Source organism: Pseudomonas sp. G5001 (assembly GCF_013385475.1).
In the GTDB taxonomy this organism is placed as follows: Bacteria; Pseudomonadota; Gammaproteobacteria; order Pseudomonadales; family Pseudomonadaceae; genus Aquipseudomonas.
The window spans coordinates 25,130-41,214 of the sequence record NZ_JACAPZ010000012.1 but is presented as its reverse complement, the minus strand read 5'-3'; the positions used below and the strand labels follow the sequence as shown (position 1 = coordinate 41,214).

The window sequence follows — 16,085 nt, the reverse complement described above, 5'->3', positions numbered from 1 at the left end:
AAGCATTCTCTCTGACAACAAACAGCCCAATGTGGCGAGGGAGCTTGCTCCCGCTGGAGTGCGTAGCGCTCCCAGGATTTTGGGGCCGCTGCGCAGCCCAGCGGGAGCAAGCTCCCTCGCCACAAAAAGCCTCTTCACCTTAGCGTCCCGTTTTCTACTGCCCTGACATCAATTACAAAATATAGGGAATACACATGACTCCGCTCCGATCACTTTTCGCTGCGCTGCTCCTGCCATTGGCCGCAACCGCTGCCCAGGCTCAGGAATGGAAAGAAATCCGCTTTGGGGTTTTCCCCGAATACCCACCGTTTGAATCCGTCGCCGCCGACGGCAGCCTGCAAGGTTTCGACATCGACCTGGGCAACGCCATCTGCGCCAAGCTGGAAGTCAAATGCGTGTGGGTCCACAACGAATTCGACGGCATGATCCCGGCCCTGCGCGCCCGCAAGTTCGACGCCATCATGTCCTCCATGGCCGTGACCCCGGCCCGCCAGAAAGTCATCGACTTCAGCGACCGGCTGTTCCTCAGCCCGACCTCGGTGATCACCCGCAAAAGCGCCGACTTCGGCGACACCCCCGAATCCCTGAAAGGCAAACAGGTCGGCGTGCTGCAAGGCTCGCTGCAGGAAGCCTACGCCCGTGCGCACCTGGCCAAGCTCGGCGCGCAGATCAAGGCGTACCAGTCCCAGGAACAGAACTACGCCGACCTGCAAAACGGTCGTCTCGACGCCACCCTGACCGACAAGCTTGAAGCCCAGCTCAACTTCCTGTCCAAACCTGAAGGCGCCGACTTCAAGACCGGCCCGGCCTTCAAGGACCCGACCCTGCCGCTCGACATCGCCATGGGCCTGCGCAAGAACGACAAGGACCTGGTGGAGCTGATCAACAAAGGCATCGCCGCCGTCCAGGCCGATGGCACCTACACACAGATCCAGAAGAAATACTTCGGCGATCAGGATATCTACAACGAGTGACGCCTCATGTGGGAGCGAGCTTGTGTGGGAGCGGGCTTGCTCGCGAAAGCGGTGGGTCAGTCACACATGTATTGACTGAAACTCTGTCTTCGCGAGCAAGCCCGCTCCCACACAAGCTCGCTCCCACCGTAAAACTCTGCGCCCCATCGAGATACTTCCCATGAATGAACTCCTCAACTTGCAAGGCTTCGGCCCGCTGCTGGCCCAGGGTGCCTGGATGACGGTCAAGCTGGCGTTCCTGGCGCTGCTGCTGAGCCTGTCTCTGGGACTGCTCGCCGCCGCCGCCAAGCTCTCCAGCGTCAAGCTGCTGCGGGTTCCGGCCACGCTCTACACCACGCTGATTCGCAGCGTGCCGGACCTGGTGCTGATCCTGCTGATTTTCTACAGCCTGCAACTGTGGCTGAACGACCTGAGTGAAATGCTCGGCTGGGCCTACTTCGAAATCGACCCGTTCACCGCCGGTGTCATCACCCTCGGTTTTATCTACGGTGCGTATTTCACCGAAAACTTTCGCGGGGCGATTCTCAGCGTGCCCGCCGGCCAACTCGAAGCCGCCACCGCCTACGGCCTGAGCCGCTGGCAGCGCTTTCGCCTGGTGCTGTTCCCGCAACTGATGCGCTTTGCCCTGCCGGGCCTGGGCAACAACTGGCTGGTGCTGCTCAAGTCCACCGCGCTGGTGTCGATCATCGGCCTGTCAGACCTGGTCAAGGCCGCACAAAACGCCGGCAAGACCACCAATGACCCGCTGTATTTCCTGATCCTCGCGGGCCTGGTGTACCTGGTGATCACCACCCTCTCCAACCGCATCTTCAAACGCCTGGAACGGCGCTACAACGTGGGCATCAAGGGGATGGCGCGATGATCGAACTGATCCAGCAATACGGCCTGGCCTACCTGTTCACCGACGGTAACGGCTTTTCCGGGGTGGCGATGACCCTGTGGCTGTTCATTATCTCGGTGGTGCTGGGCTTCATCCTGTCGATCCCGCTGGCGATCGCGCGGGTGTCGGAACACTTCTGGATTCGCTGGCCAGTGGAGGTCTACACCTACCTGTTTCGCGGCACGCCGCTGTATATCCAGTTGCTGATTTGCTACACCGGCCTCTACGGCCTGGACGTGGTGCAGGACAACGCCCTGCTCAACCAGTTTTTTCGCAATGCACTGAACTGCACGCTGCTGGCGTTTGTACTGAACACGTGCGCCTACACCGTGGAAATCTTTGCCGGGGCGATTCGCAACATCCCCCACGGAGAGATCGAAGCCGCCAAGGCCTACGGCCTGCATGGCTGGCGCCTGAACCTGTTTGTGGTAGTGCCCGCCGCACTGCGTCGCGCACTGCCGGCCTACAGCAATGAAATGATCCTGATGCTGCACGCCACGTCCCTGGCGTTCACCGCCACCATTGCCGACATCCTCAAGGTGGCCCGCGACGCCAACGCCGAGACGTTCCTGACGTTCCAGGCCTTCGGCATCGCTGCCCTGTTGTACATGCTGCTGTCCTTTGCACTGGTGGGCCTGTTTCGACTGGCCGAACGTCGCTGGATGCGTTTTCTTGTTCCTACCCGAGGCTAACCCATGAATCAGTCCGCGCAGGCCCTGGCCGCTTATCCCACCGATGTACGCCCCGCTACCCAGCCGGTCGCCGTGGCCGAAAACGCCAACGTCAAACTCCAGGTCGAAGGCCTGCACAAACGCTATGGCGAGCATGAGGTGCTCAAGGGCGTTTCACTGAACGCGCGCAACGGCGACGTGATCAGCCTGATCGGCGCCAGCGGCTCCGGCAAGAGCACGATGCTGCGCTGCATCAACTTCCTCGAACAGCCGGACGCCGGGGTTATCACTCTCGATGGCATCAGCATCGAAATGCAGCAAGGCCGCGCCGGCACGCGCGCGCCGCACCAGGCGCAATTGCAGAACCTGCGCACCCGCCTGGCCATGGTGTTCCAGCACTTCAACCTGTGGAGCCACATGACCGTGCTGGAAAACATCACCATGGCGCCGCGCCGGGTGCTGGGGGTGAGCGCCGCCGAGGCAGAAAAACGCGCACGCCTGTACCTCGACAAGGTCGGCCTGCCGGGCCGGGTGGCGGACCAATACCCGGCATTCCTCTCCGGCGGCCAGCAACAGCGCGTGGCCATCGCCCGGGCCCTGGCGATGGAACCGGAGATCATTCTGTTCGACGAACCCACTTCGGCCCTCGACCCTGAACTTGTAGGAGAAGTGCTCAAAGTCATACAGACGTTGGCGGAGGAAGGTCGTACCATGCTCATGGTCACCCACGAAATGGGCTTTGCCCGCCAGGTGTCCAGCCAAGTGCTGTTCCTGCATCAGGGCCGCGTCGAGGAACAAGGCGGAGCCGAAATCCTCGACCAGCCGAACAGCGAACGCTTGCAGCAATTTCTTTCCAACCGATTGAAGTGAACACCACACACCATGGATACCAAGGCCACCGGACCGAACGCCTCACCTGTGCTGGACCGCATCGATGAAGCCATCATCGACGTGTTACGGCACCAGGGACGCATCACCTACGAAAAACTCTCGTCGCTGGTGCACCTGACGCCCAGGCCGTGCCTGGAACGGGTACGCAAGCTGGAACGACGCGGGGTCATCCGGGGTTATGGGGCGATCATCGACGTGCAGATGGTCTCGCCGGGGCTGTCACTGCTGGTGCTGGTGGCCCTCTCCAACCAGAGCGGGCGCTCGGCGCAGAAGGCGTTCGAGGCATGTGTCAAAGCCTGCCCGCAAGTGTTCGAGTGCCAGTTGATCAGCGGGCCGTTCGACTACAGCCTGCGCATGCGCTGCCGGGACATGGAGCACTACCGCGTGCTGACGGAAACCTGGCTGAACAATGATGAATTGCACATCGATAAATTGGTGGCGCATCCCGAGCTGGCGGTCGTAAAAAACACCGCCACCGAACTGGCCTGAATCCGCCCCTACAGGCAATAGAGATCAAATGTGGGAGCGGGCTTGCTCGCGAATGCGGTGTATCAGTCGCTGGATGTGCTGCTGACACACCGCATTCGCGAGCAAGCCCGCTCCCACATTTAACCGTGCCCGCTTGAAATTCGCTTGCCTGGACGCGCCCCAATCATCTTCGCCTGCCCATCCCGCTGCTTGCCCGTGCGCGCCTCGCTGATCAGCCCCGGAATCAACTTGCCCTCCGGCAGATTCTTCCAGAACCGGCTCGGCAAATGCCCTTCCATCACCTTCGGATTCAACCGCGCCGGGTTAAAGATATGGCTGTAGTACGTCAACCACATCGCACTGTGGGGATCCTCGACATTCTGCGCCAACGCCTGCCATTCCACTGGGCATTGCCGCTGGTGAATCAACTGCTCCCCGTCGTAATAAACCCCATCCAGGGGCGTGGCGATCATCCAGCGATGACGCCCCATGCGCCCGACAAAATGCTGGCTGGCCACCTTCAAGATATCGTGGGCCGGCTCATGCCACGCCACGTACTCCGGCAACTGCGGCCCCGCCTCTGCCGGCAATGCGATAAACCGCACAAACGCATGCAGGTGATGGGCCTCGCGCTGCACCTGCTTGATCCGCCGCTGCAATTCGCTGCCCAGCTTGTCCCCCGACATCATCGCCGTGCGGTCCCCATGGCTGACGCGCCACAGCACCTCATACAACAGGCTCCAGCGCTGTTCACCGTGATAACACGCGGCAGACTCCAGCAGCTCCAGCAGCGCCTTGGGAATCCGCGCCTGGAACGGCCCGCACTCGGCCGGGTACTGCTCGTCGGTGGCAAACAGGTCCGCCACCTCGGCCACGCCCCAACTCACGTGGCTGGGGTCGATCTGATGGCTGAGCAACCAGCGCGCCTGCTCGCGCCAGGTGCTGAACAGGTTGTCGCATTCCAGGCTGATCATCCCCACAGCCCCATTTGCTGCGGCTGCGGGCGGTCGCGCAGTTGTTCGCGCAGCAGCACGCTGGTGCTTTCCGCTTGCTGCGGGTGGTAGTCGCTGGTGATGAAAAACGGCTTGGCCTTGGTCAGCACACACCGCATGCGCGCCAGGTCTTCGAAGCGGATCTTGCGCTGGCGACGCAGGTCCACCAGCCGCTGGGTGGTGCGCAGGCCAATTCCGGGAATGCGCGCAATAAGCGTCGGCTCGGCCCGGTTCAAGTCCAGCGGGAACACCTCGCGGTGCTCCAGCGCCCAGGCCAGCTTGGGGTCGATATCCAGGGCCAGGTCGCCCGGCCCTTCAAACAGTTCATTGGCGCTGAACCCGTAGCTGCGCAACAGGAAATCCGCCTGGTACAAGCGGTGCTCGCGCATCAGCGGCGGCGCGGCCAGGGGCACGCTTTTCGGGCTGTTGGGGATCGGGCTGAACGCCGAGTAATACACCCGGCGCAGTTTGAAATTGCCGTACAACGCCTCGGCGCTGTGGAGGATGGTGCTGTCGTCGGTGTCATCGGCGCCGACGATCATCTGCGTGCTCTGCCCGGCCGGCGCGAAACGCGGCGCGCGGGGTTCGTTGAGCACGGTCTGCTCACCGGTATAGATGGTTTGCATGGCCTGCTTGATCGAGACGATCTGCTTCTCGGGCGCCAGGGTTTGCAGGCTCTTGTCCGTTGGCAACTCGATATTCACGCTGAGGCGATCGGCATACCGCCCCGCCTCGGCAATCAGTGCCGGGTCGGCTTCGGGAATGGTCTTGAGGTGGATGTAGCCGCGAAAGTCATGCTCTTCGCGCAGGAGTTTGGCGACCCGCACCAGCTGCTCCATGGTGTAGTCGGCCGAACGGATGATGCCGGAGCTGAGAAACAGCCCGCTGACGCAGTTGCGCCGGTAAAAGTCGAGGGTCAGGGTCACCACCTCCTCCGGGCTGAAGCGTGCACGGGGCACGTCGCTGGAGCGGCGGTTGACGCAGTATTGGCAGTCGTAGAGGCAGAAGTTGGTCAGCAGCACCTTGAGCAACGACACGCAGCGACCGTCGGGCGTGTAGCTGTGGCAGATGCCCATGCCATCGGTGGAACCCAGCCCCGCCTTGCCTTCCGAGCTGCGCTTGGGCGCACCGCTGCTGGCGCAGGACGCGTCGTACTTGGCGGCGTCGGCGAGGATGCTGAGTTTTTCGATCAACTGCATGGGGCTTCTACCGATACTGGTTTTTTGTACAGTATCAGCAGCCGCCCCCGCGGTTCAAGTGCAGCCTGTCAGCTGGCGGTGGCCAGCAACACGTCCTGCACCGAACGGCTCTTGCCGCGGCTGCGGTCGTACTCGTACAGCGACGCGGCAATCTCGTCGGCACGGATCGGCAGGATCGACAGCAAGGTATCGCTCAGGCCATGGCTGGCCTGGCTGAAGCCCTGCATGTAGATGCCGGCCTTGCAGCGCTCGTCGGTGACGATGCGGTAGTCGCGGCTGACTTCAAAGTCGCCCATATAGTCGGCCAACGGTGCGAGCAACTGACGATGCATCTGGCGCTCGTAACCGGTGGCCAGTACGACGGCATCGTAATGGTTGAGGCTGGTTTCGCCGGTGGCGTTGTTGCGCAGCGCCAACTCCACACCCAGCGGCCCGGCCGTGGCTTTTTCCACGGTGGTCAGGGTACGGAACGCGTGACGGGCAATGCCGGAAACTTTCTGGCGGTAGAAGATCCCGTAGATGCGCTCGATCAGGTCCAGGTCCACCACCGAATAGTTGGTGTTGTGGTACTCGTTGACCAGGCGCTCGCGTTCGCTGCCGTTCTGCTGGAACACCAGGTCGGTGAACTCCGGCGAGAACACTTCGTTGACGAACGGGCTGTCATCCGCAGGCTTGAGGGCCGAGCCGCGCAGGATCATGTCGACCTGCACCGACGGGAAGCTGTCGTTGAGGTCGATAAACGCCTCGGCTGCGCTCTGGCCACCACCGATGATCGCGATGCGCATCGGCTTGCCGTCGACACACGGTTGCTGAGCCATGCGTTCCAGGTACTGGGAGTGATGGAACACCCGACCGTCATCCTTGAGCGCCTTGAACGACGCCGGAATACGCGGCGTACCACCGGCGCTGACCACCACCGAGCGGGTGGTGCGCACGTGCTGTTCACCCTGGGCGTCCCGGGAAATCACCCGCAGCGCCTCTACCTGCTGCTGATGCAGGATCGGCTCGATGGCCAGCACTTCCTCGCCGTAGCGGCTTTGCGCCTGGAACTGCCCGGAGACCCAGCGCAGGTAGTCGTTGTACTCCATGCGGCACGGATAGAAGGTACCCAGGTTGATGAAATCCACCAGGCGCCCGTGGGCCTTCAGGTAATTGACGAAGGAATAAGGGCTGGTGGGATTGCGCAGGGTCACCAGGTCCTTGAGGAAGGAAATCTGCAATTCACTCTGGGTGACCAGGGTGTTGCCGTGCCAGCGGTAGTCGGCCTGTTTGTCGAGGAACAGCACGTCCAGTTTGCCCTGGGCTTTCTCGCGTTCCTGCAGGGCGATGGCCAGCGCCAGGTTCGAAGGGCCGAACCCGATACCGATCAGGTCGTGAACGGCGGGCGATGCAATTGCCTGTGTCATTCCAGTGTCCTCTGGATAAGCCCCGTGGCAGTGGGGCGGGAAAGCCTCAGAGACCTGAAGGCACAGCAACAGGTCGTGTGTTGATAGGAGACGAGGACAATGAAATAAAATTTAGCTAACGCTGGAATCAGTGCGCATCCCACTCACGCATGCGCGCCCGGCAATGCTTCATGGCATTGACGATGTGTTTTTCCACCAGCGCGCGGGAAATACCCAGGCGCTCGGCGATTTGCAGGTGGGACAGGCCGTCGAGCTTGCGCAACAGGAAACTGTCACGGCAGAGCGCCGGCAGCTCGGCCAGCGCGCGCTCAAGCATTTCCAGGCGCTGGCCGTGGTCCAGGCAGTGATGGGGCGAAGACAGCGAAAAACGCTCCTCGCTGTCGAGTACTTCCAGGGGTTCATCCTGGCGCAGGGCGTTGCGCCGATGACCGTCGATCACCAGGTTCAGCGCCGTGCGATAGAGAAACGCCCGGGGCTGCTCGATCGGGACCTCGCTGGCACGCCCCAGCACCCGCACATAAGCGTCATGCACCACATCTTCGGCCACCTGACGGTTGCCCAGCTTGGCGTTGAGGAAACACACCAGCTCGCGATAGTAGTTTTCCAACATGACTCCCGACCGCCTGTAGGCGGCATTAGGTCCTTTGAGTACGAAGATAACGGCCGATTCGATGATGGCAGTTTGAGGTGCGTGTAATTTATAGTAATTCTCATCTAGTTTTAAACAAGACTTGCAACGCCGGCCAATTATTTTGCCTGACACACCTGTAACGGCATATGTAACGGCCTAAATCCCCGGACAATTTCCTCGTCTACCTGTCAGCTTCCCGCTCCTGCGGGCCGATCTTTCCTGGCTGGAACTCTGCATGAAACGTCCTCGACCTGCCCGACGCGCCCTGCTTGTGGTCGCGTGCCTGATCCCCGTCATCGCTTTAGCTGCCTGGCAGGTCCTGCCGCCGGGCCGGGACAAGCTGGCGACCGTCACCGTGACCCGGGGCGATATCGAAAGCAGCGTCACCGCCCTGGGCACCCTGCAACCCCGGCGCTACGTCGACGTGGGCGCCCAGGCGTCCGGACAGATCCAGAAGATTCATGTCGAGGCCGGTGCCCAGGTCAAGGAAGGCCAATTGCTGGTAGAGATCGACCCCTCCACGCAAAAAGCCAAGCTCGACGCCAGCCGCTATGCCATCGAGAACCTGCAGGCCCAGTTGCAGGAGCAACGGGCCCAGCACGAACTGGCCCGCCAGAAGTACCAGCGCCAGCAACGCCTGGAAGCCGGTAACGCCACCCGGGAAGAAGACGTGCAAACTGCCAGGGCCGAACTGAGCGCCACCCAGGCGCGGGTCGACATGTTCCTGGCGCAGATTCGCCAGGCCAAGGCCAGCCTGCGCAGTGACGAGGCAGAGTTGGGCTACACGCGCATTTATGCGCCAATGAGCGGCACCGTGGTCGCGGTGGACGCCCGGGAAGGCCAGACACTCAACGCCCAGCAGCAAACCCCGCTGATCCTGCGGATCGCCAAGCTTTCGCCGATGACCGTATGGGCCGAAGTCTCGGAAGCCGACATCGGCCATGTCAAACCCGGCATGACGGCCTACTTCACCACCCTGAGCGGCGGCAGCCGACGCTGGACCAGCACCGTGCGGCAGATTTTGCCGATCCCGCCCAAGCCGCTCAATGAAACCAGCCAGGGCGGTGGCAGCCCGAGCAGCGCCAGCAAAAGCGGCACCGGGCGAGTGGTGCTTTACACGGTGCTGCTGGACGTCGACAACACCGATAACGCCTTGATGGCGGAAATGACCGCCCAGGTATTCTTCGTCGCCGGCCAGGCCAGGGACACCCTGACCGCGCCGGTCGCCGCCCTGCAAGGCAGCCTCGGCGGCGACAAACAGATCGCCCGCGTGGTGGCGAAAAACGGCAGCATCGAGCAACGCGAAATCCGCCTGGGCCTCAGCGACCGCCTGCGAGTCCAGGTGCTGGAAGGCCTGAACGAAGGCGATCACCTGCTGATCGGCCCGGCCGATGGCAGCGGAGGTTGAATGTCGACCCCACTGATCGAACTCAAGGGCATCCGCAAATCCTACGGCGGCGGCGACACGCCGCAGGTTGATGTGCTGCGCGGCATCGACCTGGCGATCCATGCCGGGGAATTCGTGGCGATTGTCGGCGCCTCCGGCTCCGGCAAATCCACGCTGATGAATATCCTCGGCTGCCTCGACCGCCCCACCGAGGGCGACTACCTGTTCGCCGGAGAGAACGTCGCCCAACTCGACAGCGACGAACTCGCCTGGCTGCGCCGCGAGGCCTTCGGTTTCGTGTTCCAAGGCTATCACTTGATCCCATCCGGCTCGGCCCAGGAAAACGTCGAGATGCCGGCGATCTATGCCGGCATCAGCGCCGCCGAACGCCATGCCCGCGCCAAGGCCCTGCTCACGCGCCTGGGCCTGGCCGAGCGCACCGGCAACCGCCCGCACCAGCTTTCCGGCGGCCAGCAACAGCGGGTGTCGATTGCCCGGGCGTTGATGAACGGCGGGCATATCATCCTCGCCGACGAACCCACCGGCGCCCTCGACAGCCACAGCGGCGCCGAGGTCATGACCCTGCTGGACGAACTGGCCAGCCAGGGCCACGTGGTCATCCTGATCACCCACGACCGCGAAGTCGCGGCGCGGGCCAATCGCATCATCGAGATCCGCGACGGGCTGATCATCAGCGACTCTGCCGACACCAGCGAGACGGCCCCCGTGGCCATCTCCGGCGCGTTGCAAGCCGTGGACCTGCGCCAGCGCCTGGCCGATGGCGCCGAGCACAACGGCGCCTGGAAAGCCGAGCTGCTGGATGCCGTGCAAGCCGCGTGGCGGGTGATGTGGATCAACCGTTTTCGCACGGCGCTGACGCTGCTGGGGATCATCATCGGCGTGGCGTCGGTGGTGGTGATGCTGGCGGTGGGCGAAGGCAGCAAGCGCCAGGTGATGGCGCAGATGGGCGCTTTCGGTTCCAATATCCTCTACGTCAGTGGTTCGGCGCCTAACCCGCGTACACCGCGGGGCGTGATCACCCTTAACGATGTGGCCGCCCTGGCAGCCCTGCCTCAGGTCAAGCGCATCATGCCGGTGAACGGCGCAGAGGCCGGGGTGCGCTTTGGCAACGTCGACCATATGGCGTATGTCGGTGGCAACGACACTAACTTCCCGACGATTTTCAACTGGCCCGTGGCCGAGGGCAGCTACTTTACCGAAGCCGATGAGCGCTCCGGCGCCACCGTCGCCGTGATCGGCAACCGGGTGCGTACCAAACTGTTCAAGGACAACCTCAATCCGATCGGCCAATACATCCTGATCGAAAACGTGCCATTCCAGGTGGTGGGAGTGCTGGCGGAAAAAGGCTCCAGCTCCGGAGATAAAGACAGCGACGACCGCATCGCCATCCCCTACACCGCCGCCAGCGTGCGTTTGTTTGGCAGCTACAACCCCGAATACGTGGTGATCGCCGCCGCCGATGCACGCAATGTACGCGAGGCAGAAAAAGCCATCGATCAGTTATTGCTGCGCCTGCATAACGGCAAGCGTGACTATGAGTTGACCAACAATGCCGCCATGATCCAGGCCGAAGCAAGGACCCAGAACACCCTGTCGCTGATGCTCGGTTCGATTGCCGCGATCTCGCTGCTGGTGGGCGGTATCGGCGTGATGAACATCATGCTGATGACCGTACGCGAGCGCACGCGGGAGATCGGCATCCGCATGGCCACCGGCGCGCGGCAGCGGGATATCCTGCGCCAGTTCCTCACCGAAGCGGTGATGCTTTCGGTGGTCGGTGGCCTCACCGGCATCGGCCTGGCCCTGCTGGTAGGTGGCGTACTCATCCTCAGCAACGTGGCCGTCGCGTTCTCGATTCCGGCCGCCGTGGGAGCCTTCTTCTGCGCCCTGGTCACCGGCGTTATCTTCGGTTTCATGCCGGCCCGCAAAGCCGCTCGACTTGACCCGGTCAAGGCCCTTACCAGTGAATGATCGCCCTATGAAAGTGTCCCTGACCCTCCTCGCCGCCAGCCTGCTGCTGGCCGCCTGCAGCAGCCCCGCACCGCGTCCGGACGCAGGCATGCAAACACCGCCCGCCTGGCACAGTGCAAACGACGCAACGGCGCTGCGGGCCAACCAGCAATGGTGGACAAGTTTCGACAGCCCCCAGCTCAACCAACTGATCGAACAGGCCCGCAGCGGCAGTTACGACCTGGCCAGCGCCATGGCCCGGGTGCGCCAGGCCCAGGCCAGCGCAGTGATAGCCGGCGCACCGTTGCTGCCTGAACTCACCGGCGCGTTCAATGCAAACCGCCAGAAGCTGCTGCGGGGCAAGGGCTACAGCCAGCTGGATGCCACCAGCAGCAACAAGGCCGTGGATTACTTCGATGCGCGCCTGAGCGCCACTTACGAAATTGATTTCTGGGGTGGCAAGCGCGCCGCCCGGGACAGCGCCGTGGAAGAGGTGCGCGCCAGCGAGTTCGACCAGGCCACCGTGGAACTGACCCTGCTCAGCGGTGTTGCGACCAGCTATACCCAGTGGCTGTCATTGCGTGAGCAACTGCGCATCGCCCAACTCAACCTGGACAACGCCCAAAACGTGTTGAAGCTGGTGCAGACTCGCCACGATGCAGGCTCCGCCACCGCCCTGGAACTGGCCCAGCAAAAAAGCCTCGTGGCCGCACAACAACGCCAACTGCCGCTGGCACAGCAACAGGCCGACGAGGCCTTGATCAGCCTCGCGGCACTGCTGGGCACACCGGTGCAGGACCTGCACCTGGCCCCGCAACCCTTCGCCCAATTGAACTGGCCGGGCATCGCCGCCGGTGTTCCCAGCCAACTGCTCAGCCGCCGTCCCGACATCGCCAGTGCCGAGGCCCGGCTGGCAGCAGCCCAGGCAGACGTCACCGTCGCCCGGGCAGCCATGTTGCCCACCCTCACCCTCAGTGCCGACCTTGGCTCGGGTGCCAACAAGCTCGCCGACGTAGTGCGCAGCCCGTTCTACAACCTCACTTCCGGCCTGGTCGCACCGATCTTCAACAATGGCCGCCTGAGCGCCGAGCGGGACAAGGCCCGGGCGCGTCAGGATGAGCTGCTGCAGACGTACCGGGGAGCGATCATCAATGGCTTTGCCGATGTGGAAAAAGCCCTGAGCAGCATTCGCGGGCTGGATGCGCAGCGTCAGTGGCAGAGCGAGGAACTGAGGGAGGCGCAGACTGCCTTCGAGATTGCCCAGAGTCGCTATGAAGCCGGTGCGGAGGACTTGCTGACGGTGCTGGAGACGCAGCGCACGTTATATGCGGCGCAGGACATGAATGTGCAATTACGCCGATCGCGGCTGAACGCAAGCATTGCATTGTATAAGGCACTGGGGGGCGGCTGGCAGGTGCCAGCAAGCACAATCAACTGAATGAAAGCCGGGCTTGCCCGGCCCCCACCGTTGAGCGGCGCGCTTTAGAGCACCCGCTCCTTGACCTTCAAATGGCGCGCGTACCAGGGACGCTTCGGCACCTTGCGAAACAGCCCGGCCAGCCTGTCCTCATCCGCCCCGAAGGTAATCCGCAGCGCCAGCTTCATGGTCTCCGGGTCCATCTCCATCGACTTGCCCATCTGCAACCCCGGCGTGGTGCTGCAACCATGGGTGTCCGGCCCCAGCCACGGGTCATCCACCTCCACCCAGCGCCCCGGCGCAAACCAGGGCACGCCGTTGACTTCCAGCCGGCTCACTTCACCCGGATGAAAACGCTCATGGGCACGAAACCAATCCTCGATGCGGTCATCGATCCAACCATGAAAACGCCAGAACACCGGATTCACGTGAGAAGAAAACGGATCTCCAAGGAAGTCATTCTCTGCCACGTACCAACGCGCGGCAAAGTCAGCCGGGTCCCGTGCAAAAGGCACCGGCGCGCCGTTGGACGGGTCCCGCGGCACCGAGGCCCAGCGCATATGCAGCCAGTCGTGCAGGCCCAGCTCCACCTCCGAGCCGAACTGCCCCAAGGTGAGTTTCGCCAGGTAGCGCGGGTCGCGGTACTGCGACTCCCAGACCTCAAAGTTACTGTGGTAAGTCTCGGCCGCCTTGATATCGCTGACCCACTGGGTATACGCACTGTCATTCGCCGCCATCCAGGTAGGCGGCAACGCGAAACCGTCATGATTGTCGAAATAGCGGACAAACCCCTGGCGATCACGCTCCAGCCCCGGCTGTGGCTGAGGGAAGTACGTCCACGATGGCAAGTCCTGCATCGAACGTGCGGCGCCCAGCATGTGCCGATGCATGAAAAAGAAGTCGATGCCCGAACCGTTGCGATCCTTGCGCGGCCCCCGTGCATCGCGCTCCCGGTCACGCGGACCAGGCTGCCAGCCGATCCCCCGCAAGGCATTACGCTTGTCTTCGGAGAGTTTGTGCCACTGGTCACGGGAAGCGTGCCAGAGCTGGTGAAACAGGCGATGTTCGGGAGCAATCAACCAGGCCAATAGAACCGGGTTGAGACCGATGCGCTCACGCGCCTCGGGAAACAGCCGCTTGGTGGCGACAAAATGATTGTCCCGTTCGAGCAGGGCCAATGGGCGGTCCAGGCTGAGGATCTGCCCACTCAGGGTGCCGCTGCCGGCGTTACCGAATTCGGCCCAGACTTCATCAAGGGTCATTGTGAACTCGTAGGCCGGAGCCCCGTCCACGACATCGCGGTCGATCAGGCGCCAGTACAGATGCGCCCCGTCTCCGGGAGTCAGGTCACCCAACACACGATAGCGCGGCTCGCCGTCGGCACGCAGTTGTTCGCCAGTGTCGAGGTAGCCCCGCAGGCCACGCCCACGCGGGGCAACGTCGAGGAGCAATTCCAGGCCTTCCAGGGGCAGGCCTTTCAGACCGGCATCGCGGCCTGCCAACTGCACATGCCAAACGCCACGCAGGCTGTCCGCCAAATGCTGGCCGGCGGTGTCTGCCAGATCCACCGTGGCTTCGCCCGGGGTAATCGGAAACTCTTCACGCGTCAGCTCGCGATGGGCATAAAAGGCCGCAGGCACTGCAGCGCCAGTCAGCGCCAAGCCGGCGATGAACCCTCGTCGAGAAATCGTCATTGCTTTACCTGTGTCAGCCATCAAGCAGGCTTTATCCAAGCTAGAACGTTCGCTGACAGGGGAAATTTAGCACCGCGCCTCCCAGGCTTAAATTTTCCCGCCCATCGCTCGTTCATCCCAGATAGCAAAGGCCTCAACTGACTGAGATGGCAATGACAAAACCACGTTCGAAAAAGGCGTTGTACTTCGGCCTGCCGCTGGTCCTGGCCATTGGCGCCGGGGCCGGGTTCCTGGCTTGGGACCATTGGTTCAGGGGCAATGCCGGGTACCCGTTGGCGGTAATCAAGCAGGCCAATGAGATGCAGGACCGCCTGCTGTCGTTCGACAGTCACATCACCGTGCCGCTCAACTTTGGTACCGCCGGCAACGAAGCCGACAAGGACGGCAGCGGCCAGTTCGACCTGGCCAAGGCCAGCCGGGGGCGCCTGTCGGGTGCAGCCCTGACGATTTTCGGCTGGCCGGAAATGTGGAACGGCCCCAATGCGCCCCACAAGCCCACCGCGGGTTTTGTCGAAGAAGCCCGCCACCAGCAGGAGACTCGCTACAAGATCATCTCCGGCATGGTTCGCGACTTCCCCAACCAAGTGGGCATTGCCTACACCCCGGATGATTTCCGGCGTCTGCATGGCGAAGGCAAGTTTGCGATCTTTATCAGCATGCTCAACGCCTACCCGCTGGGTGATGACCTTAATCAGTTGAACCTGTGGACCGCGCGCGGCATGCGCATGTTCGGCTTCAGCTACATCGGCAACAACGCCTGGTCGGACTCGTCACGCCCACTGCCGTTTTTCAATGACTCACCCGATGCCCTCGACGGCCTCTCGGATATCGGCAAGCAAGCCGTGCATCGCCTCAATGACCTGGGGGTAATCATTGATGTCTCGCAGATGTCCACCAAGGCCCTGGAGCAAGTTGCGCAACTGAGCCGCACACCGATGGTGGCCTCCCACTCGGCGCCACGGGCGTCGGTGGACATACCACGCAACCTCAGCGACAAGGAACTGCAACTGATCAAGAACAGCGGCGGTGTCGTTCAGGTGGTGGGCTTCCCAGCTTACCTGCGCCCCCTCAGCCAGCCCACCCAGGACAAACTCAACGCGTTGCGCGCGCGCTTCGACCTGCCGCCACTGCCCAACCTGGCCGTAGCCCTGATGCCCGGCGACCCGATCATCTCGGCCTGGCCAGAACAAAAGTTTGGCCAATACGCCAGTGCGCTGTACGCCATCCTCGAAGAAGAACCCAAGGCCACCCTCAAGGACTTGGGCGATGCCATCGATTACACCGTGCGCAAGGTTGGCATCGACCACGTCGGCATCGCCTCGGACTTCAACGACGGCGGCGGCCTCAAGGGCTGGGAGAACGTCGGCGAAGTGCGCAACGTGACTGCGGAACTGATCCAGCGCGGCTACTCCGAAGCCGATATCGCCAAGCTCTGGGGAGGCAACTTCCTGCGGGTCTGGGACCAGGTACAAAAAGCTGCCAAGCCATTGGCCAACCGCTGAAC

The 16,085-nt window shown here is 62.6% G+C and carries 14 protein-coding genes; 9 read left to right on the top strand and 5 right to left on the bottom strand.

What is annotated here, in order from left to right; all coding sequences use genetic code 11:
• Positions 1 to 194 precede the first annotated feature (194 nt).
• From HX805_RS12645 to HX805_RS12625, 5 genes are all read left to right on the top strand, one after another.
• On the top strand, positions 195 to 974 hold the full coding sequence (locus HX805_RS12645) for an ABC transporter substrate-binding protein (RefSeq protein ID WP_003212870.1): 780 nt from the start codon (positions 195 to 197) through the stop codon (positions 972 to 974).
• 160 nt (positions 975 to 1,134) lie between these two features.
• Entirely contained in the window at positions 1,135 to 1,836 is a 702-nt protein-coding gene (locus tag HX805_RS12640; protein ID WP_087694493.1) for an ABC transporter permease, read from the top strand.
• Positions 1,833 to 2,546, top strand: coding sequence for an ABC transporter permease (locus HX805_RS12635; protein WP_003208574.1), 714 nt, complete (start codon positions 1,833 to 1,835; stop codon positions 2,544 to 2,546). The genes HX805_RS12640 and HX805_RS12635 overlap by 4 nt, the downstream gene beginning before the upstream one ends.
• Before the next feature lie 3 nt (positions 2,547 to 2,549).
• Positions 2,550 to 3,395, top strand: a complete 846-nt coding sequence (locus HX805_RS12630) for an ABC transporter ATP-binding protein (RefSeq protein WP_003208573.1) — start codon at positions 2,550 to 2,552, stop codon at positions 3,393 to 3,395.
• A 12-nt stretch (positions 3,396 to 3,407) separates the two neighbouring features.
• Positions 3,408 to 3,905: an Lrp/AsnC family transcriptional regulator gene (locus HX805_RS12625; RefSeq protein WP_003208571.1), complete on the top strand. Its 498-nt coding sequence runs from the start codon at positions 3,408 to 3,410 to the stop codon at positions 3,903 to 3,905.
• A gap of 119 nt (positions 3,906 to 4,024) precedes the next feature.
• On the opposite strand, the gene HX805_RS12620 is transcribed toward HX805_RS12625, so the two are convergent.
• The 4 genes from HX805_RS12620 to HX805_RS12605 all read right to left on the bottom strand — a co-directional run bounded on the left by HX805_RS12620 (position 4,025) and on the right by HX805_RS12605 (position 8,091).
• Positions 4,025 to 4,858: a TIGR03915 family putative DNA repair protein gene (locus tag HX805_RS12620; RefSeq protein ID WP_003208569.1), complete on the bottom strand. Its 834-nt coding sequence runs from the start codon at positions 4,856 to 4,858 to the stop codon at positions 4,025 to 4,027.
• Positions 4,855 to 6,075 carry a putative DNA modification/repair radical SAM protein gene (locus HX805_RS12615; protein ID WP_003208568.1) on the bottom strand — a complete coding sequence of 407 codons (1,221 nt, stop codon included), beginning with the start codon at positions 6,073 to 6,075 and terminating at the stop codon, positions 4,855 to 4,857. The genes HX805_RS12620 and HX805_RS12615 overlap by 4 nt, the downstream gene beginning before the upstream one ends.
• Positions 6,076 to 6,143: 68 nt before the next feature.
• Entirely contained in the window at positions 6,144 to 7,481 is a 1,338-nt protein-coding gene (locus tag HX805_RS12610; RefSeq protein ID WP_177041542.1) for a lysine N(6)-hydroxylase/L-ornithine N(5)-oxygenase family protein, read from the bottom strand.
• Between the two features lie 127 nt (positions 7,482 to 7,608).
• Entirely contained in the window at positions 7,609 to 8,091 is a 483-nt protein-coding gene (locus HX805_RS12605; RefSeq protein ID WP_032899291.1) for a sigma-70 family RNA polymerase sigma factor, read from the bottom strand.
• Between the two features lie 256 nt (positions 8,092 to 8,347).
• Between HX805_RS12605 and HX805_RS12600 the strand changes: the two genes are divergently transcribed.
• Genes HX805_RS12600 through HX805_RS12590 form a run of 3 tightly spaced genes read left to right on the top strand, consistent with a single transcriptional unit; the run spans position 8,348 to position 12,908 of the window.
• Positions 8,348 to 9,520 carry an efflux RND transporter periplasmic adaptor subunit gene (locus tag HX805_RS12600; protein WP_008434499.1) on the top strand — a complete coding sequence of 391 codons (1,173 nt, stop codon included), beginning with the start codon at positions 8,348 to 8,350 and terminating at the stop codon, positions 9,518 to 9,520.
• Positions 9,521 to 11,491: a MacB family efflux pump subunit gene (locus tag HX805_RS12595; RefSeq protein ID WP_177081677.1), complete on the top strand. Its 1,971-nt coding sequence runs from the start codon at positions 9,521 to 9,523 to the stop codon at positions 11,489 to 11,491. It abuts the gene before it with no gap.
• Between the two features lie 7 nt (positions 11,492 to 11,498).
• Positions 11,499 to 12,908 carry an efflux transporter outer membrane subunit gene (locus HX805_RS12590; protein WP_177036776.1) on the top strand — a complete coding sequence of 470 codons (1,410 nt, stop codon included), beginning with the start codon at positions 11,499 to 11,501 and terminating at the stop codon, positions 12,906 to 12,908.
• 44 nt (positions 12,909 to 12,952) lie between these two features.
• Here HX805_RS12590 and HX805_RS12585 read toward each other — a convergent pair whose 3' ends face one another.
• On the bottom strand, positions 12,953 to 14,581 hold the full coding sequence (locus HX805_RS12585; RefSeq protein WP_177116900.1) for a PvdJ/PvdD/PvdP-like protein: 1,629 nt from the start codon (positions 14,579 to 14,581) through the stop codon (positions 12,953 to 12,955).
• Positions 14,582 to 14,733: 152 nt separating this feature from the next.
• On the opposite strand from HX805_RS12585, the gene pvdM reads away from it, so the two are divergent.
• Complete coding sequence (gene pvdM, locus HX805_RS12580) at positions 14,734 to 16,083, top strand: pyoverdine-tailoring dipeptidase-like protein PvdM (protein ID WP_008434503.1); 1,350 nt, start codon at positions 14,734 to 14,736, stop codon at positions 16,081 to 16,083.
• Positions 16,084 to 16,085 lie beyond the last annotated feature (2 nt).